This is a genomic window from Cellvibrio fibrivorans (assembly GCF_031457055.1).
Taxonomy (GTDB): Bacteria; Pseudomonadota; Gammaproteobacteria; order Pseudomonadales; family Cellvibrionaceae; genus Cellvibrio; species Cellvibrio fibrivorans.
This window is the reverse complement of the sequence record NZ_JAVDVX010000001.1, coordinates 419,956-440,875: the sequence shown is the minus strand read 5'-3', so window position 1 is coordinate 440,875 and position 20,920 is coordinate 419,956. Positions and strand designations below refer to the sequence as shown.

The 20,920-nt window shown below is 51.0% G+C and carries 17 protein-coding genes; 15 read left to right on the top strand and 2 right to left on the bottom strand.

From position 1 onward, the window contains the following. Positions 1 to 6: 6 nt before the first annotated feature. Entirely contained in the window at positions 7 to 981 is a 975-nt protein-coding gene (locus tag J2X05_RS01900; RefSeq protein ID WP_310067939.1) for an FHA domain-containing protein, read from the bottom strand. 230 nt (positions 982 to 1,211) lie between these two features. Between J2X05_RS01900 and J2X05_RS01895 the strand changes: the two genes are divergently transcribed. The 8 genes from J2X05_RS01895 (at position 1,212) to J2X05_RS01860 (ending at position 9,028) form a co-directional block, all read left to right on the top strand. Beyond that, entirely contained in the window at positions 1,212 to 2,414 is a 1,203-nt protein-coding gene (locus J2X05_RS01895) for a sigma 54-interacting transcriptional regulator (RefSeq protein WP_310067937.1), read from the top strand. Between the two features lie 241 nt (positions 2,415 to 2,655). Beyond that, a complete protein-coding gene (lptM, locus tag J2X05_RS01890) occupies positions 2,656 to 2,838 on the top strand; it encodes an LPS translocon maturation chaperone LptM (protein WP_310067933.1) in 183 nt (60 codons plus the stop codon). A 41-nt stretch (positions 2,839 to 2,879) separates the two neighbouring features. Continuing rightward, positions 2,880 to 4,127 (top strand): diaminopimelate decarboxylase, encoded by a 1,248-nt coding sequence (gene lysA, locus J2X05_RS01885; RefSeq protein WP_310067929.1) that lies wholly within the window; start codon positions 2,880 to 2,882, stop codon positions 4,125 to 4,127. Between the two features lie 38 nt (positions 4,128 to 4,165). Next, complete coding sequence (dapF, locus tag J2X05_RS01880; protein WP_310067926.1) at positions 4,166 to 4,996, top strand: diaminopimelate epimerase; 831 nt, start codon at positions 4,166 to 4,168, stop codon at positions 4,994 to 4,996. Positions 4,997 to 5,014: 18 nt separating this feature from the next. Continuing rightward, positions 5,015 to 5,707, top strand: coding sequence for a DUF484 family protein (locus tag J2X05_RS01875; protein WP_310067925.1), 693 nt, complete (start codon positions 5,015 to 5,017; stop codon positions 5,705 to 5,707). A 37-nt stretch (positions 5,708 to 5,744) separates the two neighbouring features. Next, a complete protein-coding gene (gene xerC / locus J2X05_RS01870; RefSeq protein WP_310067923.1) occupies positions 5,745 to 6,686 on the top strand; it encodes a tyrosine recombinase XerC in 942 nt (313 codons plus the stop codon). A 329-nt stretch (positions 6,687 to 7,015) separates the two neighbouring features. Then, entirely contained in the window at positions 7,016 to 7,753 is a 738-nt protein-coding gene (locus J2X05_RS01865) for a protease inhibitor BamI-like protein (RefSeq protein ID WP_310067920.1), read from the top strand. Positions 7,754 to 7,771: 18 nt separating this feature from the next. Further along, positions 7,772 to 9,028 carry a cellulose binding domain-containing protein gene (locus tag J2X05_RS01860; protein WP_310067917.1) on the top strand — a complete coding sequence of 419 codons (1,257 nt, stop codon included), beginning with the start codon at positions 7,772 to 7,774 and terminating at the stop codon, positions 9,026 to 9,028. Between the two features lie 103 nt (positions 9,029 to 9,131). Here J2X05_RS01860 and J2X05_RS01855 read toward each other — a convergent pair whose 3' ends face one another. Continuing rightward, positions 9,132 to 10,007, bottom strand: a complete 876-nt coding sequence (locus tag J2X05_RS01855) for an SDR family oxidoreductase (RefSeq protein ID WP_310067913.1) — start codon at positions 10,005 to 10,007, stop codon at positions 9,132 to 9,134. 124 nt (positions 10,008 to 10,131) lie between these two features. Here J2X05_RS01855 and J2X05_RS01850 point away from each other — a divergent pair, with 124 nt between their 5' ends. The 7 genes from J2X05_RS01850 (at position 10,132) to msbA (ending at position 20,863) form a co-directional block, all read left to right on the top strand. Next, positions 10,132 to 10,542 carry a winged helix-turn-helix transcriptional regulator gene (locus J2X05_RS01850; RefSeq protein WP_310067911.1) on the top strand — a complete coding sequence of 137 codons (411 nt, stop codon included), beginning with the start codon at positions 10,132 to 10,134 and terminating at the stop codon, positions 10,540 to 10,542. Between the two features lie 89 nt (positions 10,543 to 10,631). Beyond that, a complete protein-coding gene (glnE, locus tag J2X05_RS01845) occupies positions 10,632 to 13,616 on the top strand; it encodes a bifunctional [glutamate--ammonia ligase]-adenylyl-L-tyrosine phosphorylase/[glutamate--ammonia-ligase] adenylyltransferase (RefSeq protein ID WP_310067910.1) in 2,985 nt (994 codons plus the stop codon). 87 nt (positions 13,617 to 13,703) lie between these two features. Beyond that, the gene (locus J2X05_RS01840; RefSeq protein ID WP_310067908.1) at positions 13,704 to 14,633 is read left to right on the top strand and encodes a branched-chain amino acid transaminase; all 930 of its coding nucleotides are present in this window, start codon (positions 13,704 to 13,706) and stop codon (positions 14,631 to 14,633) included. Between the two features lie 107 nt (positions 14,634 to 14,740). Next, positions 14,741 to 15,883 (top strand): lipopolysaccharide heptosyltransferase II, encoded by a 1,143-nt coding sequence (waaF, locus tag J2X05_RS01835; RefSeq protein ID WP_310067905.1) that lies wholly within the window; start codon positions 14,741 to 14,743, stop codon positions 15,881 to 15,883. After that, positions 15,880 to 17,874, top strand: coding sequence for a lipopolysaccharide core heptose(I) kinase RfaP (rfaP, locus tag J2X05_RS01830; RefSeq protein WP_310067903.1), 1,995 nt, complete (start codon positions 15,880 to 15,882; stop codon positions 17,872 to 17,874). The genes waaF and rfaP overlap by 4 nt, the downstream gene beginning before the upstream one ends. A gap of 7 nt (positions 17,875 to 17,881) precedes the next feature. Beyond that, complete coding sequence (locus J2X05_RS01825; RefSeq protein ID WP_310067902.1) at positions 17,882 to 19,066, top strand: O-antigen ligase family protein; 1,185 nt, start codon at positions 17,882 to 17,884, stop codon at positions 19,064 to 19,066. A gap of 18 nt (positions 19,067 to 19,084) precedes the next feature. Continuing rightward, positions 19,085 to 20,863, top strand: a complete 1,779-nt coding sequence (gene msbA / locus J2X05_RS01820; protein ID WP_310067899.1) for a lipid A export permease/ATP-binding protein MsbA — start codon at positions 19,085 to 19,087, stop codon at positions 20,861 to 20,863. The last annotated feature ends 57 nt before the right edge of the window (positions 20,864 to 20,920 follow it).

Sequence of the window (20,920 nt, the reverse complement as noted above, 5' to 3'; positions counted from 1 at the left end):
CAACACTCAGCAGGATTTGAGTGGCGAGGCGAGTGTGAGCTTGTCGCCTTTGTAGATTTTAAATTTTTCGCACCCGAAGCGGATTTTGCCACCGCGTCTTTCCAATAAATTTTGTTGGCCGACAGCGTCGGGCAGTACATCAACCAATTGTTTGCGCGCGCGGAAAATCTGGATATTCATATGGGTGCTGTCCAGCCCCAACTCTGCTGCGAGCTGGTCAGCATAAACCCAGCCCTGACTTTTGCTATCCAAGCCACGCCCGGCATCTTCTGCTCGGTGCCGAGCGAGTTGCAACAATAAGTAGTGGTGGGTGCGCACGGCCAGGTCCAGCGTTTGCTGGTGATGCAATTCGAGCTGGGTGGTTTCTTCATCCATGCTCATATTAAAAATAAATTCGTAATCATTAATGTGGCGCGAGGCTTTCGCTTCGGTCGGGCCATAAATTTGCGCGCGCACAAATTGCCAATGGCTGTTGCTGAACTGCACCAGATCGCCATCGTTCAATTCCGGCTGCTCATGTTCGCACTGCTGGTTCAATGCTTCCTGATGCCATTGCTGTGTCTGCTCGTTGTAAAACAGCGCGAGCTCCGGATGTTCTGCATCGGGTAGCAGGTGGTAGCGCGAGAGGTAAATAGGTTCAATTTGCGCGAGCATGTTATCCAGCGGCCAAAGCATATCTGCCGGTGGAGCGAGATTGATCACGGTAAAGCCCGGGTCAGTTTGTTCGGCAAAGTGGATTTCATCATTCAGGCTCAGGTCGCGGGTATCTCCCTGACCGAGGCTGACACCATTCACCCAGGTGCCGTTTAGGCCGAGATTTTTGAGGCGCCAATGGCTGCCGTTCCATTCAATCGCTGCGTGCAATTTGGAGACGTAGGGTTTATTGATGTGGGTATCCACACTCTCGGCGAGCCTGCCAAAGGTGTGATGGGGCGCGAGAGGAAAGTAATTCTCTGTAGCGACATCCAACAAATAAGCCATAAGGTTTCCGCGTAAAAAGTAAGCATTGCCAGAGCGCGGTGCTGCTGATTCTTTCGCTCCTTGTGTAAATGCTGCCCGCGCGTCTATGTGTGTGCTGATCTATATGTTGGTTTGGGTTAGGTTCTGTCTGTAATGCCCTGTAATAGGCAATTTCATCCAAGAGCTATAGATTGCCACAAGATGCCCCAGTTTTCCCACCTATTGTCTGCATGGATTAAGAGACTGTCGCTATGATTGCCCTGTTCCAAGCCGCTATGAACCACAAGCCGGTCGCCCGCGCCATCCACAAATTCAATCAGTCCACTAGCGCCAAGTGGGTGCCAGTGAATAAAAGTTTTATCACGCTCAGCAAAATTATCCTGCGCGCGGCGGTTGATCGCCTTGGCCTTGCGCATGCGGCTATCACTTTGCGCTGCGTTACCCATCAGGGCTATCACCATTTGTTACTGGTCAATGACACTCAGGACTTACAGCTCGCCGCCGCCGGAAAGGTAGAGGAATTTTTTATTTCCACGCAGGAGGCAAACAATTCTCCCTTTGAAGATTTTATCGCCGAGACCGCGTTCAGTTTACCGCTGAATTTTAAATTGCCGCAGGGGCAGCCGCAGCGCCTGGGGTATTTGGTTGCACAAGCAGCGCCGGGCGTGGAAGCAAAACCTGCACAATTAACCAAAGAGCTGGCATTGGTTGCTGATGAAATTATCCGCACCATTGGTCGTTACCAGACTCGCTACCGTGCGATCCATATTTATGGCGACCAGAGTTATTGGATCGGCAACAGCAAAGCGTTGCGCCAATTGGATCAACGGATCGATCAATTGGCCAAAGGGACGCAGCCGGTATTGATCCGCGCCAACAAAGGTAGCGGTAAAGTAATTGCTGCGCGCAGCCTGCATTGTTTATCGCGCGCCGATACCGCGCCCTTTATCGAATCTGACTGCAATGAATGGGAGGAGGGCGCGGCGGCGAGCATTTTGCAATCGCTGCACACCTACGCCAATGGCGGCACCCTGTTTGTGCGCAATATCGATGCGTTATCCAGCAGCAGTTTCCAGGCGCTGCGCAATTTTTGGCTCAAGGCCGCCAACGCCCGTTTTGACGGCACCTACAGTGTACGTTTGATTATGAGCTTGAGCAGTGAAGATGCGCCGCTCGCGTCATCGCAATCCCAATGGCTGGCGCAGCATGCGCTGGAGTTGCGCTTGCCCGCATTGCGTGAACGCTACGGGGATTTGCGCGATCTCGCGCAGTTTTATATTCGCGAATTTGCACTCACCGCCGAATTCGATTTAACTGAAGAGGCTTGGCAGTTGCTGGAGTCCACCGACAGTTTGGTTGATGTTGAACAATTAAAAGCGGCGATTCAAAAACTCTCACTCATCGCCAATGGTGCACTGGTATCAGCCGAGGAGTTGCGCTCGGTATTGGATTGATTCTGCATTCTTTTTCCTGCATAAATTATTTGCCTCACTTCTGCGACACCTGATTAATAGGGAGTCGGCATCCTCGCGTAGCGGGGATCCATAGGTCTTATTGGTAAATCAACAGCTGGACTCCCGCGTGTGGGAGTGACACAGGGTAAATAAGCGGGAGTGACGCTGGCTATTGGCAGGGTTATACTGCCCCGTCTTTTACCTGACCCTGCCAAGTTCAGGGTGTCATCGGACTCCGGTTATGAAAATTGCAGTTGTATTGATGTTGCTATGCCTTGGCCTTGGCGCCTGTGGCCAGAAAGGCCCGCTTTATTTGCCCCAGCCCAACAAGCCTCAGCCGGAAGCTCCAGCTCCGCAAACCGAGCCCGCGCAGCCCAAGGCAGACCAACCCAAAACCAATCAGCCTGAAACCCCGGCCGAGTAATTCCAAACCATCCGCTCCCCGCTTTTTGATCGAGATTTTTTATGCAGCATTTCACCGAACGCAATGGCGAACTCTACGTTGAAGATACCCCGCTGGCCGCTGTTGCCGAACGCTTTGGCACGCCCTGTTATGTGTATAGTCGCGCAGCGTTTACGCAGCAGTATTTATCCTACGCGCAGGCCTTGGGTTCGCATCCCGGTATGATTTGTTATGCGATTAAAGCCAACTCCAATCTCGCGATTTTAAATATGCTCGCCAAACTCGGCGCCGGTTTCGATATTGTCTCCGGTGGTGAATTGGAGCGTGTGCTGCTCGCCGGTGGCCAGCCATCGCGCATTGTTTTTTCCGGTGTGGGTAAAAGCGCGGATGAAATTGCGCGCGCATTGGATGTGGGAATTTTTTGTTTCAACGTTGAGTCAGAAGCGGAATTGGAACTGCTTGCGCAAATCGCTGCACAAAAAGGCAAGGTGGCGAGCGTGTCACTGCGGGTAAATCCCGATGTGGATGCCAATACTCACCCGTATATTTCTACCGGTTTGAAAGAAAATAAATTCGGTATTGCGATTGAACGCGCGCCTGCGGTTTATGCCCGCGCTGCACAGTTGCCGAGCTTGGCGATCAAAGGTTTGGATTGCCATATTGGCTCCCAGCTCACCCAGCTCACACCGTTTTTGGATGCGCTTGACCGCTTGTTGTTACTGGTCGATGAATTGGCGAGCAAAGGCATTACTATTTCCCATCTGGATTTGGGTGGTGGATTGGGGGTGACCTATCGCAACGAAACCCCGCCACCCGTGGCAGATTACATGGCCGCGATTAAAACCAAATTGGGCGATCGTAAATTAGCGTTAATGTTTGAACCTGGCCGTTCAATTTCGGCAAACTCGGGTGTGCTGCTCACTAAAGTGATGTTCCTCAAGCCAACCGAGCACAAAAATTTCGCGGTGATCGATGCCGCCATGAATGACAATATCCGTCCGTCCCTGTATCAAGCATGGCAAGACATCCGTGCCGTTAAGCCCCATGCGGGCGAAGTGAAAAAATGGGATCTGGTCGGCCCGATTTGCGAGACCGGCGACTTCCTCGGTAAAGACCGCGATCTGGCGATTGAAGCAGGTGATTTACTGGCGGTAATGTCAGCGGGCGCCTATGGTTTCAGCATGAGCTCCAACTACAACACCCGCGGCCGCGCTGCTGAAGTGGTCGTTGATGGCGACCAAATGCATTTGGCGCGCGCGCGCGAAACTTTTGACGATATGATTCGCGGCGAAATGTTGTTGCCCGAATAAATGACCGGATCGGTTGTCCGGAAGTAATAGGAAAAAACATGCGTTTACGTTTTAGCAAAATGCACGGTTTGGGTAATGACTTCGTTGTGATCGACGGCGTCAGCCAAAGCGTGCGTTTAACACCGGAAAAAATTCGCTACATCGCCGACCGCAATTTTGGTGTGGGTTGCGACCAAATTCTATTGGTCGAAACGCCCGAGACACCCGATGTGGATTTCCGCTATCGCATTTTTAATTGCGACGGCAGCGAAGTGGAAAACTGTGGCAATGGCGCGCGCTGTTTTGCGGTGTTTGTGCGCGAGCGCAAGCTCACGGGCAAAAATGTTATCAAAGTGGAAACTGCAGGCGGTTTAATCGAATTGCGTGTGCAGCAAGACGAGCAAGTCAGCGTCGATATGGGCGCACCGCGGTTGCAGCCAGCGCAGGTGCCTTTTACCGCCGATGCGCAAGCAGTGACTTATCCATTTGAGGTTGCCGGTAAGACGTACGATATCTCTGCTGTGTCCATGGGCAATCCCCACGCGGTGTTGGTGGTCGATAATGTCAAAACTGCACCCGTCGCTGAATTGGGTCCGCTGATTGAAAGCCACGCGCGCTTTCCTGCGCGCGTGAATGCCGGATTTATGCAGATTGTGTCGCGCAACGAAATTAATTTACGTGTATTTGAGCGCGGCGTAGGCGAAACTCTCGCCTGCGGTACCGGCGCTTGCGGCGCAGTAGTAGCTGGCCGTCTGCGCGGGCTGCTCGACCAAAACGTCAAGGTGAATTTACCCGGTGGCAGTTTGCAGATTGAATGGCCGGGTGAGGGCCAACCGGTGATCATGACGGGGCCTGCGGTCACCGTATTTCATGGACAAATAAAAATCTAATAACCCAGAATTGACTCTATGAACGAAAAAATCCCCACGCTTGCCGATCCACTGGAACCGGAACAAATTGAAGCTTACTTGCGTGAGCATCCTGATTTTTTCGAACAGCACCATGAGCTGTTAGCCGAAATTACCCTGCCGCACGAATCGGGTTCGGCGGTGTCATTAGTGGAACGGCAGGTGGCGATATTGCGCGAGCGCAATATCGATATGCGCCACCGCTTGAGCAAATTGCTCGACAACGCGCGCGACAACGACAAGTTATTTGATAAAACCAAACGCCTGGTGTTGAGCCTGTTGGAAGGCCAGGATATGGGCGATATCATCGATGCGCTGCACTACAGTTTTGATAAAGATTTTAATATCCATTTCACCAGCGTGATTTTATTTGGCAACGCCGACAAAGTGCCCAGCAGCCAAGCGCGCATTGTGAGTATTGCGGAAGCGCGCGAACATGTTGGCCCGTTGCTGAAAAATAGCCGCGCAGTGTGCGGTACTCTTGGTGCCAAAGAAATGCAGTTTATTTTTGGCGAGCACGCCAGTGAGATCGGCTCGGTCGCTACAGTGCCACTGATTCACGGTAGCGTGTTTGGTTTGCTCAGTATTGGCAACCGCGACCCACAATATTATCGCTCCAGCATGGGCACCTTGTTTTTGAGCTATATTGCAGAAGTACTCAATCGCTTACTGCCAAAATATTTGCCGCGCTAATTCCCGATGCCTTCTGGGCGCAGCCCAGCGGAGATTTATGACCGACCTTTCTCCACCGGCTACTCCCATGCCCTTCGCCGAACAGCTCGCGGCGTTTTACATTTATATCCGCAGTGAACGGCAGCTATCCATTCATACCCAAACCAGCTACGCGCGCGATCTGGAAAAATTCCAGATTTTTTGTGCATCAAAATCGATTAAAGAATTGCATATGCTGGGTGTGAATCACATCCGCATGGCAGTTGCGCAATTGCATCGTGAAGGTTTGGGCGGAAAAAGTTTGCAGCGCTGGTTGTCGTCGCTGCGCAGTTTTTTTCAATTTTGTATCCGCCGCGGCTGGCTCAAAAATAATATTGCCGACGGCATCACCGCGCCCAAATCGCCTAAAGCGTTACCTAAGGTTTTGGATGCCGACCAAGCCGCGCAATTTGTGCAAGTGGAAGGCGATGATTTTATTAACAAGCGCGACCGTGCCTTGGTGGAGCTAATTTATTCATCGGGTTTGCGATTGGCGGAAGCAGTGAGTTTGGATATCAATGATATCGACTGGGGTGACGCCATGCTCACGGTCACCGGCAAAGGCCGCAAAACCCGCACTCTCCCGGTAGGTTCCCACGCGCTTACCGCGCTCAAAGATTGGTTGGAAGCACGCAAGCTATACACCCAAAATGACGAGCCCGCACTTTTCACCACGCAGCGCGGCCAACGCATCAGCCATCGTGCCGTGCAAATGCGCCTCCAACAACTCAGCATCCAACAAGGCATGGACAACCCCGTCCATCCCCACATGCTCCGCCACTCCTTCGCCAGCCATATGCTGGAATCCAGTGGTGATCTACGTTTAGTTCAAGAACTTCTCGGTCACGCCAACATCTCCACCACACAGGTTTATACTCATCTCGATTTCCAACACCTTGCGAAGGTTTATGACAGCGCACATCCACGAGCGGGTCGGAAAACGGATGATGACGAGGTGTAGTGGGGTTTTGTTTTGCAGAATCAAGCAACGTAAAACATGGTGAGCCATCATTGATAAATCACAAACGATGTGATGCTCCAATCACAAAACCCGCTTCACACAGTAATCACTGTTCGCGAACCAGTCTTCAGTCGCTGTTTGTGCTGCTTGGCATTTCAATCAATTAATCTGATTTATTAAGCGAGATGTGAATCTCGTTGCTCTTTTGTTTTTTTCTCCCCCTAAAATTCGCCTGATTGAAATTGTGCTCGACGTTATCAGCCGTGTGTTGACATGTTCGATGCTGCATTTTATTGCCTGGTGTTTTGATCGAAAAGGCGGGATTAATAATGAATAAATTATTGTTGGCCGTACTCGCGGCGGGTGTTTTGCTGGCTGTTTATTTTGCAGTGCTGCCAAATGCCGGACAGCAAATGTCTGGCGATGGTGTTGGTGCTAGTGGAAAAATTTCACGTGCGCCGAAGACAGCAGCAGTGGTGGCTGATGCACAAGAGAAACCCGTGACAATGCAGAATAATGACAACGAGCGCTATCAAGCGGTTTCGGATAATCCGCAGTTTCCCAACCTTGAGCAGCGTATTGCCGAATTAAATCAGCTTTATCCCTACCGCGAATTTTCTGCCGCTGAGGTGTTGGATTTATTAGCACAATCACATGCCTGGGAAAGTTCAGCTGATATTCCCGACAGCTTGCCAATCACCGATGAGCAGAGAAACGATGGGCGCGCCTTTATTGAATTAAATCCCGAGCGTTTTCAAGTGTTGTTGCCAGGCGACACGCTCGAATTACCGCTGGAAAAATTAGGGATGCATTTGCAAATGCAGGTGGACTCGCGGGAGCCATTGGCGAATGGCGGCTTCACATTGCATGGCCATCTGGTAGGAAGCGATGAAATTATGCGGGTCACTATCACCCAAGGCCCCGGTTTAAGTCTCGCTGGTATTGATACGCCCCAGGGGCACATTGTGATGCAGGCAAACGATACCCAGGGCTGGATTGCATCCAGCGAAACACTCTTCAAACAAGATCCTCATTCCACAGATATTTTATTGCCCACCGACGAATAACCGATAAAGGTAATGTCTATGAAACTGAATTTGCTAAAAAAATTAATGTTGTTGGCCTTGCCGTTGTCGGGCATGAATTCTTCTTTTGCGGCTACAGTTGATTTATTGGTGTTGTACGACACACACAGCGCCAATTATTTTAATCAACAGGTTGAAACCGCAATGCAAAACTGGGTTGCACAAACGAATAACGTTTATAAAGACAGCAATATCGATATTCAATTGCGCTTGGTCGGCGCAGTTCCGCATGAGCAGGCCGGTGCAAGTATGGATGCAGTGTTGACCAGTTTGCGTGTGGACACAACCGCTGTTAATTTGCGCAATCAATACGGTGCAGATTTTGTAACCCAATTACACCAGACTGGCGAATGCGGTATTGGTTACATGGCTGTGAGCGCGCCATGGGCGTGGAATGTGGTTGGTCCGGATTGCGGCCCGCTGGTACTGGCGCATGAGCTGGGTCACAACATGGGGCTCAATCATTCACGCAAACAAGGTGACACCGGCGGTGCACGCTATTCCTACGCGTTGGGTCACGGGGTGGATGGTTTGTTTGGTACGGTGATGACTTACTCCTGGCTTTATGTGAATAAAGCGAGTGGTCGCGTAGCGAAATTTTCTAACCCTGATGTGAATTGTTTGGGAGTGCCATGCGGCGTTCCTGTCGGACAACCCGACGAAGCTCACGCGGCGCAAGCGTTAAATAATGTGAAAAATGAAATCGCTGCATTCAGATCGGCGATTGCATCCTCGTCGAGTCAATCGTCGTTGGTTGTTGTCTCATCAAGTCGCGCGAGTTCAACGCCAGCTAACACTGTGTCATCGAGTCGTTCATCGCAAGCAATCAGTATTAGTTCCAGTATTCGCTCTTCTACAGCGACAACTTCAAGCCGCTCGTCTGTAGCCAGTAGTCTAATCAGAAGCTCAGCATCCAGTCGGGCTGCATCAAGCACAGGTGTAGTATCGGCGTTGGCGCAGTGTGATTATCGCGTGGTGAATCAAGGCTCGCGCAGTTTTACGGCGGTGATTGATATCACCAACCCTACCAATCAAGTGATTAATGGTTGGTCATTGAATTGGCAGTACAGCAACGGTGCTTACCTGACATACGCCAGTGGCGCTAATGTGTCGGGCCGCAATCCCTACACAGCGGTTAATCAAGCAAATAATGCGAGCATAAATCCCGGTCAGCGTGTGCGAGTTACGCTGTACGGGATTAAACCGCGCAATAGCTCTCATGAAATACCAGAGTTGACCGGGAAAAGTTGCCGCTAATTTTTCCTATCGTGTTCACAGCCTTGCTCATTGATGTTATGTGCAACATGAGCAAGGCTGCGCTGCTAAATCCCCGCAACATTTTTATTCCACAGGGCGAAATTTAATGCGCGGCTGCAGTTGCTCCCTCTGCTAATGCAGTCCTGATGGTGTCTGCCAAAGGTGTAGTGGCGCGGCCGATCAGCCGGCTCAATTGGTGGCTTTCATCAAACAGTGCACCCTGCGCAGCACTGGCATCGGATGAAGCGAGCAGAGACGCGAGCCAATCAGGTAGACCTGCGTTTTGTAAAATTCCGCGATATTCCGCTTCCGGTAAATTGTTGTAGGGGATTTGTTTCCCGGTTTGGCGCGATAACTCGGCGGCAAAGTCTGCCAGTGTGTATGCCGCATCCCCTGCGAGTTCGTAAATCTTTCCTGCTTGATCATCGCGCACCAACACTTCTGCGGCGGCAGCTGCATAGTCGGCACGAGCCGCGAGTGAAATTTTTCCATCGCCCGCGCTGCCGAGCAGCACATTAAATTGCAGTGCGGTGGGGATGCCTGCGGTGTAATTTTCTGTGTACCAACCATTGCGCAACAATACAAAAGGAATACCCGACGCTTTGATCAATTGTTCGGTCTCGCGGTGTTCGTGCGCGAGGTCCATTTGTGAATCTTGCGCGTTCAAAATACTGGTGTAAGCGAGTAGTGTCACGCCGGATCTTTTTGCGGCTGCCACCACGTTGCGATGTTGCTCCAGGCGTTGGCCTACCTCACTACTGCTGATCAGCAGTAATTTTTCTACACCCTGTAACGCGGCTTCGAGAGCGGCGGGTTGGGTGTAATCTGCGGCGCGAACCTGCAGTCCGCGCGCTTGCAAATCGCTCGCTTTAGCGGGGTTGCGCACCAGCGCGATCAGTTGGTTGGCGGGAATATTTTGTAGCAGTTGTTCGATAACAAGACGGCCCAATTGGCCAGTAGCTCCGGTAATGGCGATCATAAAAACCTCAATTAGTTGCTGTGAAAGAGTGGCTATTGCCACACAAAAAGGTTGCTTGCGCGCAAGTTCAGGGGCAGAATAGCAATCAAGCTAACTTTTAGTAAGTACGAACAAAAAGGTAAGTATGAAAAAAAACGGTCCGATCCAAAGCGCTAACACCGATCCTCAGTCCGCCAGCTATGCGTCTATCACCGAGGCGCTGGCGGCGGGTAATGTGTTTGCTGACCAGTGCCCCTCGCGCCTTATCCTCAATCACATCACCAGCCGTTGGGGAGTGTTGGTATTGGTCGCGCTTCTTGCGGGCACCCATCGCTTCAGCGAGTTGCGTCGTAAAATTAATGGTGTGAGCGAGCGCATGCTGGCGCAGACTTTACAGACGCTCGAGGGTGATGGTTTTGTCGCGCGCCATTCGCTCCCCGTCGTGCCGCCGCATGTTGAGTACAGCCTCACGCCACTGGGTATTGAGGTTGCAGAGCAGGTGCGTAATTTGGTGGATTGGATTGAGCAGAATGTGGGGCGGATAAATTTGGGTTAGCGCCCTTATTCGCTCACGATCTGCTGCTAGTATTCCCCTGTTAATCCAATAACCGCGCCCCCTAATAACTGCGATAGAGCCCTGCGTTTATGTTGAATTTTTCCGCAATCCCCGCCGAGTTACATGCCCCCGCCCAGCGTTACTGGGATCAATTTGAAGCTGCCCTTCAGAGTCAGAACCTTCCGCATCCGCGCGATTTGTTGCCACCATCGGTTACCGCTGACGAGTTTTTTCGCCAATTGACGCGCGCGTTTGTGGCGAGTGAATTTATTGCCAAAACCTCTGCTCAGCGGCCGCAGTATCTGATTGAACTCGTGCAATCCGGAGCGCTGTTTACGGCGCAGACGGATGCTCATCTCGATGTATTTGCAGCGGCGGTTAATGCGTGTAATACCGATGCGGAATTGGATAAATGCCTGCGGCAACAGCGGCAGATGGCGATGATCCGGATTATCTGGCGCGACTTGAACCGCGTTGCGGATATGCGCGAGGTGACGGCGGAGTTGTCGCGCTTTGCGGATAAATCCATTTTGCTCGCGGCAGAATTTCATTATCGCGCGCTGGAGAAAATGTACGGCACGCCGATTGGGCGCGAATCGAATTTGGCGCAGCCGTTTATGGTGTTGGGCATGGGTAAATTGGGCGCGGGCGAATTGAATGTCTCCTCGGATATCGACCTGATTTTTACCTTTCCCGAAGGCGGTGAAACGAATCATGCTAGCCGTGCGATTAGCAACCAGGAATTTTTTATCAAGCTTGGGCAAAAGCTGATTAAAAGTCTGGATACGGTCACTGCTGACGGATTTGTTTTCCGCGTGGATATGCGTTTGCGTCCGCACGGCCAGAGCGGTGCCTTGGCGATGAGTTTTGTGGGCATGGAGGACTATTACCAGACGCAAGGGCGCGAGTGGGAGCGCTACGCGATGATCAAAGCGCGCACCGTGGCCATGGCGGGCGGCGAAGGGCAAATTGCCGCGCGCAAATTGCTGCGCGACATGTTGCAGCCGTTTACCTATCGCCAGTATATCGATTTCAGTGCGATTGAATCCCTGCGCGAAATGAAGGGGTTAATTGCGCGGCAAGTGCAGCGCAAAGGCATGAATCTGGATGTGAAATTGGGCGAGGGCGGCATCCGAGAAGTGGAATTTGTGGTGCAGGTGTTCCAATTAATTCGCGGCGGGCGCGATGCACGTTTGCGCAAACGCAAAGTGCCGGTGCTCTTGCCATTTCTGGAGCAGGAAAATTATTTGCCTCCGGGCGCGGGTTCCGCATTGCTTGAGGCGTATATTTTTCTGCGCAATACAGAGCATGCCATTCAAGGTTATCAGGATAAACAAACCCAATCCTTACCCGTTGATCCTATCGGCCAATTGCGCCTTGCCTGGGCGATGGGTTTTGAAAATTGGGACAGTTTTTTTGCGACGCTGAGTGGCTATCGCCAGCGCGTAAATACGGAGTTTAAATCGGTGATTGCAGCGCCCGATGAGGAAGATACGGTCGATCAAAAGGCCTTGGCGTTTTGGATGGGGTTGTGGGAGGGCAGCCTGCAGGGTGAGGATGCGGTTCATGCATTGACCGCGCGCAATATCGAGGGGCCGGAAGCGCTGTTGAAAAATCTCGCCGATTTGCGCGAAGGACGCGCGGTATTGTCGATGCAGGCCAGCAGCCGCACACGACTCGATGCGTTTATCCCACGTTTGTTGCAAGTGATTGTGCATGAGGCTTTTGGCCCCAAGTTGCCGATTACGATCGCCGAGACCTTTGCGCGCATCGTGCCGCTGATTGAAGCTGTCGCACGGCGCAGTGCCTATTTAGTGCTGTTGGTGGAGAACCCGACTGCCGTGCAGCAGTTGGTAAAACTCTGTGCGGCCAGCCCCTGGATCGCCGACCAGATTGCGCAATATCCGGTGCTGCTCGACGAGCTGCTAACGCCGGAAAGTTTATACACCCCGCCCGATAAAGAACTGCTGCGCGATGAATTGCGCCGCGATGTACTGCGTTTGAATTGGGATGATCTTGAAGGGCACATGGAGGCGCTGCGCTACTTCCGTTCGGCCCATGCACTGCGCGTATCGGCAAGTGAAGTGGCGGGTGTGTTGCCGCTGATGAAGGTGAGTGATTACCTCACCTGGATCGCCGAGGTAGTGCTGGAACATGTGTTGAATTTGGGCTGGGAGCATATGGTCGAGCGCCATGGCCGCCCTCGTCGCAGTGATGGTTCGGTCGATACTGCGCCGGACTTTGTGATTGTCGGCTACGGCAAGTTGGGCGGGATCGAGTTGGGACATGGGTCGGATCTGGATCTGGTGTTTATCCACAATGCCGACTCCAATCTGCACACTGATGGCGAGCGTTCCATCGATAACACCACGTTTTACACCCGCCTCGGCCAGCGCATTATCCATGTACTTAATACCTACACTCCCTCGGGCAAGCTCTACGAAGTGGATATGCGCTTGCGTCCGTCTGGCAACTCGGGTTTGCTGGTGTCGTCGCTCACGGCGTTTGAGAAATATCAAGCCAATGAAGCCTGGACTTGGGAGCACCAAGCGCTGGTGCGCGCACGGGTGGTCGCCGGCAGTGCCGCGCTTGGTGAACAGTTCGAGCAGGTGCGCCAGCGCATTCTCACACAGGAGCGGGATCTGGATAAATTGCGGGCCGATGTGAGCGAGATGCGCCGCAAAATGCGCGAGCAGTTAGGAAGCGAGGGAAAATCCAAACCAAACCCTCTAAGTGCATCGAAAACGCCCGCGATATTTAATTTGAAACAGGATTCCGGTGGTATCGTGGATATTGAATTTATGGTTCAATACGCGGCTTTGGCTTGGGCCGCTAAGGAACCCAAGGTCATCCGGTACACGGACAACATTCGCATACTCGGATCACTGGAAGAGGCAGGCTTACTCGATGCCCAGTCCGTGGCCCACCTGATCGCGGCTTACAAAGCATACCGATCCACCGGGCACCGTCTCGCGCTACAGCGTCAGGAGGCGGTACTAGAAGGCGACAATCACTTCCTGACCGAACGCGCGCAAGTCACAGCTTTGTGGCAGCAGCTGATCGATCACACCTGATTGCATCGCCCCGAACATTGAGTGCTGCGCGGCTGTGGCCGCGCCTAACAATCCCTCAAACATACATACAGAATTATTGGAGTTGCTATGTCTTTTGCCGATCGCGACGGCGTTATATGGCTTGATGGTGAACTCATTCCCTGGCGCGATGCCAAGGTTCACGTGTTAACCCACACTTTGCATTACGGCATGGGCGTGTTTGAAGGCGTGCGCGCTTACAATAGCTCAACTCTGGGCACCAGTATTTTCCGTCTGCAAGAACACACTGATCGTCTGTTCCGCTCAGCGCATATCATGCGCATGAAAATGCCGTTCACCAAAGATGTGGTGAATGAAGCGCACAAAATGGTCGTGCGTGAAAATGGTTTGGCCGAAGCTTACTTGCGCCCTATGGCATTTTACGGTTCAGAAGGCATGGGCTTGCGTGCCGACAATTTAAAAGTGCATATCATGGTTGCCGCATGGCACTGGCCTTCGTATATGTCACCGGAAGCGCGCGATCAGGGTATCCGTATCCGCACCTCCAGCTACACTCGCCATCACGTGAATATTTCCATGTGTAAAGCGAAAGCCAACGGCCACTACATCAATTCGCTGTTAGCGCTGCAAGAAGCATTGGACAGTGGTTGTGAAGAGGCGCTATTGCTCGATGCTGAAGGTTATGTGGCGGAAGGCAGCGGCGAGAATTTCTTTTTGGTGCGCGATGGGATTATCTACACACCCGAACTGACTTCTTGCCTCGATGGCATCACGCGCAACACCATTTTCCATCTGGCGGCAGATTGCGGTTACACCATCAAAGAAAAACGCATCACACGCGATGAAGTATATGTTGCCGACGAAGCATTTTTCACTGGTACTGCAGCAGAGGTATTGCCGATCCGTGAATTGGATGGCCGTATTATCGGTGAAGGTCGCCGCGGGCCGATCACTACCCGTTTGCAAGATTTGTATTTCAAATCCGTGCGCGGCGAATTGCCCGCGCATACCAACTGGCTGGCACCGGTTGCAAAATAATTGTCGCTAGACAATTGCCACAACGGAGCCGAATGGCTCCGTTATCGTTTTGGTGTTGTGTGTTTTTGTATTAATGATTCTGCGTTACTGTTTCTATTCAAAGTTGCATGGCTGAGCTCTTGTCTACCGTTGAATCGCCCACTGCTGAATTGCCGCCTATGACTGAAATTGCTTTTCCTGCCGAGCTGAAAAAAATCCAAAAAATTTTGGTGATTGGCCCTGCGTGGATCGGCGATATGATGATGGCGCAAACCCTGTTTAAATTACTCAAGCTGCGCAACCCAAAAGTACACATTGATGTGCTTGCCTCGGGGTGGACGCGTCAGTTGCTGGCATGTATGCCAGAAATTCATAACGTGATTGATATGCCGCTTGGGCATGGCACCTTTGGTTTGGGCGAGCGGCGCGCATTAGGTAAATCGCTTGCTGGCGAAGGTTACGATCAGGCGATTGTTTTGCCCAATTCGTTTAAATCTGCTTTTGTTCCATTTTTTGCCAACATTCCGGTGCGCACCGGTTGGCGCGGTGAGCTGCGTTACGGATTATTAAATGATGTGCGCGTGCTGGATAAAAAACGTTATCCATTAATGGTGCAGCGCTACGCGGCATTGGCGCTACCAAAAAATGCAGAGCCGTTACAAAAATTTCCTTTTCCTGAATTGCGTGTTGAAAAATCACAGCAACCACAATTATTAACAAAGTTTGCATTGCAGCTTAACCGCCCGCTGTTAATACTTTGCCCCGGTGCCGAGTATGGTCCTGCGAAACGCTGGCCAGAGCATTATTTTGCGGAAGTGGTCGATGAAAAAATTCGCGCCGGTTGGCAAGTCTGGTTAATGGGCTCTGCAAAAGATCACCCGGTTGCCGATGCCATTCGCAATTTATTATTGGATGACGAGCGCGCGCATTGTTACAACCTTGCCGGTGGCACTAGCCTTGGCGAAGCAATCGAATTAATGGCCTGTGCAGACGCAGTATTAAGTAATGATTCGGGGCTGATGCATATCGCTGCTGCATTGCAAAAACCACTCGCGGTGATTTATGGATCTACGTCACCGGAGCATACGCCGCCGCTAACTGAGCAGGTGAGTATTATCAGCAATCAAATTGAGTGCTCGCCCTGTTTTGAACGTGAATGTCCAAAAGTACATCACAAGTGTTTGCGTGAATTGATGCCGCAACAAGTATTGGCCGCGCTCAATGCGCTTATCGCACAACCGGCAATTGTCGCAATGGAAAATCCTGGATGAAATTAGCCTTCGCTATTTTTCGCTATTTCCCCTTTGGTGGTTTGCAGCGCGATATGCTGGCAATTGCACAGGCTGCACAGGCAATCGGTCATCAAGTCAGTATTTTTTGCAGTGATTGGCAAGGCGAAAAAATCCCCGGTATTAATGTTGTTGAAATTAAAGGTTCCGGTTTTTTTAATGTTGCCGGTGTGAAACATTTTGTCGATGCATTCCAGCAGCACTTCCACCGTAATCAATTTGATTTGTTGGTCGGCTTTAACAAAATGCCAGGGCTTGATGTGTATTTTGCAGGTGATAGCTGTTTTGCGCATAAGGCATATGGTGAGCGCAACTGGTTGTATCGGCTGGCTCCTCGTTCACGTTTGTATCTTGCTTATGAAAAAGCAGTATTCGCTGATACAAGCGAAACGCAAATTCTTTCATTGGTTGCGAGTGAACAAAAACAATTTGTGCGTTATTACGCTACCCAGCCCGAGCGTTTTCATGCGCTGCCTCCTGGGATTTCGATAGAGCATCTCGCCTGTAACAACCCTGGCGCAGCGCGCGTTGCGTTGTGCGATGAATTAGGCCTATCGTCCGATACCAAAATTATTTTGTGTCTGGGTTCCGGGTATAAAACCAAAGCTGTCGATATCAGTATTAATACCTTTGCTGCATTGACAAAAATCATTGCGGATAAAGTCGCGCTGGTGATTGTGGGGAAGGATGATCCGCACAGTTATCGTCAACTTGCCGCGCAGGCAGGGATTGAGCAGCATGTATTTTTTTTGGGGCCGCGCAGCCCCGTTGGTGATTTGTTGCACTCTGCCGATGCTCTGTTGCATCCAGCACGCAAAGAACTGGCTGGCAATGTGATTTTGGAAGCGATGCTGTGTGGTGTCCCGGTAGTAGCGTCTGATCATTGCGGTTATGCACATTACGTTGCAGATCAGAAAATGGGGGAATTGATTCCCGCCGATGCCTCACCCATCGCGATTGCACAATTGCTTGCCACAACACTCGCGGTTGATGTAGATCTGTGGCGCAAGCGCGCTGCATTATTTGCGCAGACCAGCGACGTATTTTCCCGCTCTGCTATTGCTGTCGCAGCGCTGGAAAGAATTGCTGCTGCGAAAGAGAATCCTGCAGTGCATGCCCTGCAAGCACAAGAATCTGCTGATGCGGTTGTGATCCTGCGCGAAGAATTAAGCGATGCATGGAAAGGCCAGGATGTGTTTGCGTTAATGGAAAATATGCAGGGCAAAATAGCGCGCGAAATGAAAGATCGCCAGACCCTGCGTTTTGAAATCAATGGTCAGGGTTATTATCGCAAATGGCATCGCGGAGTGGGTTGGCGGGAAATTATCAAAAATTATTTGCAGCTTCGTTTACCTGTGTTAGGTGCCACCAATGAATGGCAGGCACTGAATAAATTGAGTGCATTGGCCGTCCCCAGCTTGATTCCAGTTGCCTATGGGGTGCGCGGTAAAAATCCGGCACGCCAGCAATCCTTTATCGTGACGCGCGAGCTGACAAATGTGATCCAGCTGGATCATTTTTTCGAGCAGCATTCAGTAAGCGTTAAGGCCAAGCACCGCATTTTGGCGAGCCTCGCTGTTATTACCCGTGAGTTTCATGCTGCTGGTATTAATCATCGCGATTTTTATCTCTGCCATTTTATGTTGAATACAAAATTTATTGCAGACCAAAATCTTGCGCCGGAGCTGTATCTGGTGGACTTGCATCGCGCACAGCTGCGCCCACGCGTGCCTGAGCGCTGGCTGGTGAAAGATTTAGGCAGTCTGTTATTTTCGTCATTGAATTTGCCTTTTACACGGCGCGATTATTTGCGTTTTATGCGCGTGTATTTTGCGCAAGAGTTGCGCACTTTGTTAGTGGAACAAAAACATCGGCTGGAAAAAATATCGGCACGTGCACGTGCTACTTATAAACGCGAATTTGGGCATGAGCCGTTGTTATCGGATCACTTGTTGCCTGATCAAAGGAATTAAGCGGTTTATGAATTTATTCAAGCGCGACTGGCGCGAACAAAAATTATCGAGCTGGGCGTTTGGCGGTCTGTGGGTATTTGTCACCGCCTTTTTATGGTCGCCCTCGCGCGATGGAGTGGAGGCGGTTTACGCGCTCGCCTTTTTTATTCCCATGCTGTTGTTATTACCGTGGCGCAAGCCGGAACTGCATCAGTACGGTGGTTGGTTTAGCGTTTCTGCATTGGCTTATGCAGGTTGGAGTTGCATAACCAGTGTATGGGGCAGCGATGCAGGATTTTTTATTTTGCAGTTTTTGATTCTTGCTGCTTGGCTGTTAGGGGCAGCGTGGGTCATACACAAAAAATCACTGGATTGGGATAAATTTCTATATTGGTTTTTACTAATCGGCGCGCTAACGGCGACAATTTGCATTGCGGTATTTTATTGGAGCCATCCACTTGCGGCACGTCTGGAGGGCATCACGCTTGCGCGCGCGCCTACTTTAGTGGGGCAGGTTTATGGTGTGGTGGTGTTGGTGGGTATTTTGCTGTCCTGGCGCACGTCCTGTTTTAAGTGTGCACTCGGTTCATCGCTTGCAACCATTCCCGCTTTGGCGGCGCTGGGTTTGTCCCAAAGTCGCGGGCCTTTGTTATCGCTTGCTCTGGTGCTGGTAATTGGCCTCGTTTGGTTGCGCCCGGGGCGAAAAATTTTATTGACGCAATCGTGCGCTGCATTGCTTGCGCTGGGTGCAGCGCTTTACTTTTTTCCATTGGATCAAGCATTGCTTGGACGCGGCGCCTCTTTTCGCGATCAAATCTGGTGGGACGTTATTGCGCAAATGCGTGCGCAGCCGAGCCTGTTCCTATCGGGTATTGGTATGGAGGCGTCAACCGATATTGCGACTGGCATTGGGTCTTATCACCACGCCCATAATGCATGGTTGGACATTTTATATCGCACGGGTGTAGTTGGATTGGGTTTGGCCTTGATTCATCTTATGTTGTTATTGTGGTCAGCGCGCCAGTATCGGCACTTGGCGCCACTGACACTTTGGTTAGTCTACGGCTGTGGTTGTCTATTTGTTGATTCGCGCAGTTTGTTTTGGGAAATCGATACCAAGTGGTTGCTCTATTGGGTGCCCGCTGCGTTATTGGCCGCGAGTCTGGTGCGCGAAAACAATTTGCGTGTGAAGCATCCGCGCATAAAACATTAATCTGATTCTGGATAATTTATGAATCCTGTACAGAAAGAACATCCTGTGGTGGGCGACACATCGGCCTGGGTTGTTTATAAACGCCTGCTTACTTATGTAAAACCCTATTGGTTGTTATTTGTAGTGGGCATTGTTGGTTTTGCGCTTTATGGTTATTCGAACAAATTGTTTGTCCACACGCTGGAAAATTTAATCAATGTTATTTCTGAGAATAATCCTGCCGATCGTTATTTGGTTCCCTTGCAAGTAATGGGCATTACTGTGTTGCGCAGTATCGGCGCATTTCTTGGGGCTTATTATTTATCCAAAATTGCGTTCAGTGTGATTCACAATTTGCGTACCCAGGTGTTCAACCATATGACGCAATTGCCGAACGCACATTTTGATAAAAGCAGTTCTGGGCATCTCATCTCAGTCATTACTTACAATATTAATGGTGTGACGTCAGCGGCGACCGATGCGTTAAAAATTTCCCTCCGCGAAGGGTTAACGGTGATTTTTTTATTCGCAACGCTGATCCAGATGGATTGGCGGTTGACAATGATTTTTATTGTGATTGCACCGGTGATTGGTTTTCTGGTTTCTGTGGTGGGCAAACGTCTGCGTCGGTTGAGCAACAAAGTGCAGAATTCTGTGGGAGATATCACCCAAGTTGCAGGTGAGATGATTAACGGTGTGCGTGTAATGCGCAGCTTCGGCGGTGAAGATTATGAGAAGCAACGCTTTGAAGCCGCGAGCAGAAAGAATTACCAACAGAATATGAAGATTGTGGTGACATCCGCTGCGAATACACCCTTGATCCAACTGATCGTCGCCGCCGCTATGGCTGCGTTGATTTTTATCGCGCTTAGTTTTATGGAAATTGCTGATCCAGCAAAATTTGTCGCCTATATGACCGCTGCGGGAATGATGCTTCCATCCATGCGTCGTTTGGGAGAGGTGGCACCGGCGATATTAAAAGGCGTCGCTGCAGCCGACAGCGTGTTTACCTTGCTTGATACACCGGCCGAAGAAGATCGCGGTACCCGTAAAATCGAGCGTGTTAAGGGAGAAGTTGAATTAAAAAATGTAACGTTTTGTTATGCCAATCAACCTGCTCCCGCGTTAAATAAAATTAATTTAACGGTAAATGCCGGTGAAGTAATTGCACTGGTTGGACGCTCGGGAAGCGGTAAATCCACGCTTGTAGGGCTGCTTAACCGTTTTCACGATGTAACCTCAGGCGACATTTTAATTGACGGTATTTCGGTGCGCGATTACACGCTCGCCAGTTTGCGCGAGCAGATCGCCCTGGTGAACCAGCAAGTGACCTTGTTTAACGATACGGTTGCGGGCAATATTGCCTACGGCAGTTTGCAGTCGCGCTCGCTGGACGAGATTCGTCGCGCTGCCGATGCAGCTTACGCTACGGAATTTATCGAACAATTGCCTGAGGGGTTTAACACGATAATCGGCGAATCGGGAGCGCGTTTATCAGGTGGCCAGCGCCAGCGTCTAGCCATTGCGCGTGCTCTCTTAAAGGATGCGCCGATCTTAATTCTCGATGAGGCAACATCGGCGTTGGATAATGAGTCTGAGCACTATATCCAGGCGGCGCTCAGCACTGTGATGAAGGGCCGCACCACTTTTGTGGTTGCACATCGTTTGTCTACAATTGAGCAGGCTGACCGGATTATTGTGCTGGATCATGGTGAAATACTGGAGCAGGGCACCCATGCGCAATTGCTGGAGAAAAATGGCCACTACGCCAGGCTCCACGCCAAGCATTTTAATGATGATGAGATCCCCCCTGAATAGCCAGGGATCTGATACGCGAGTAACGGCAGTAATTGATTATGTTGGGGAAGTGGTATT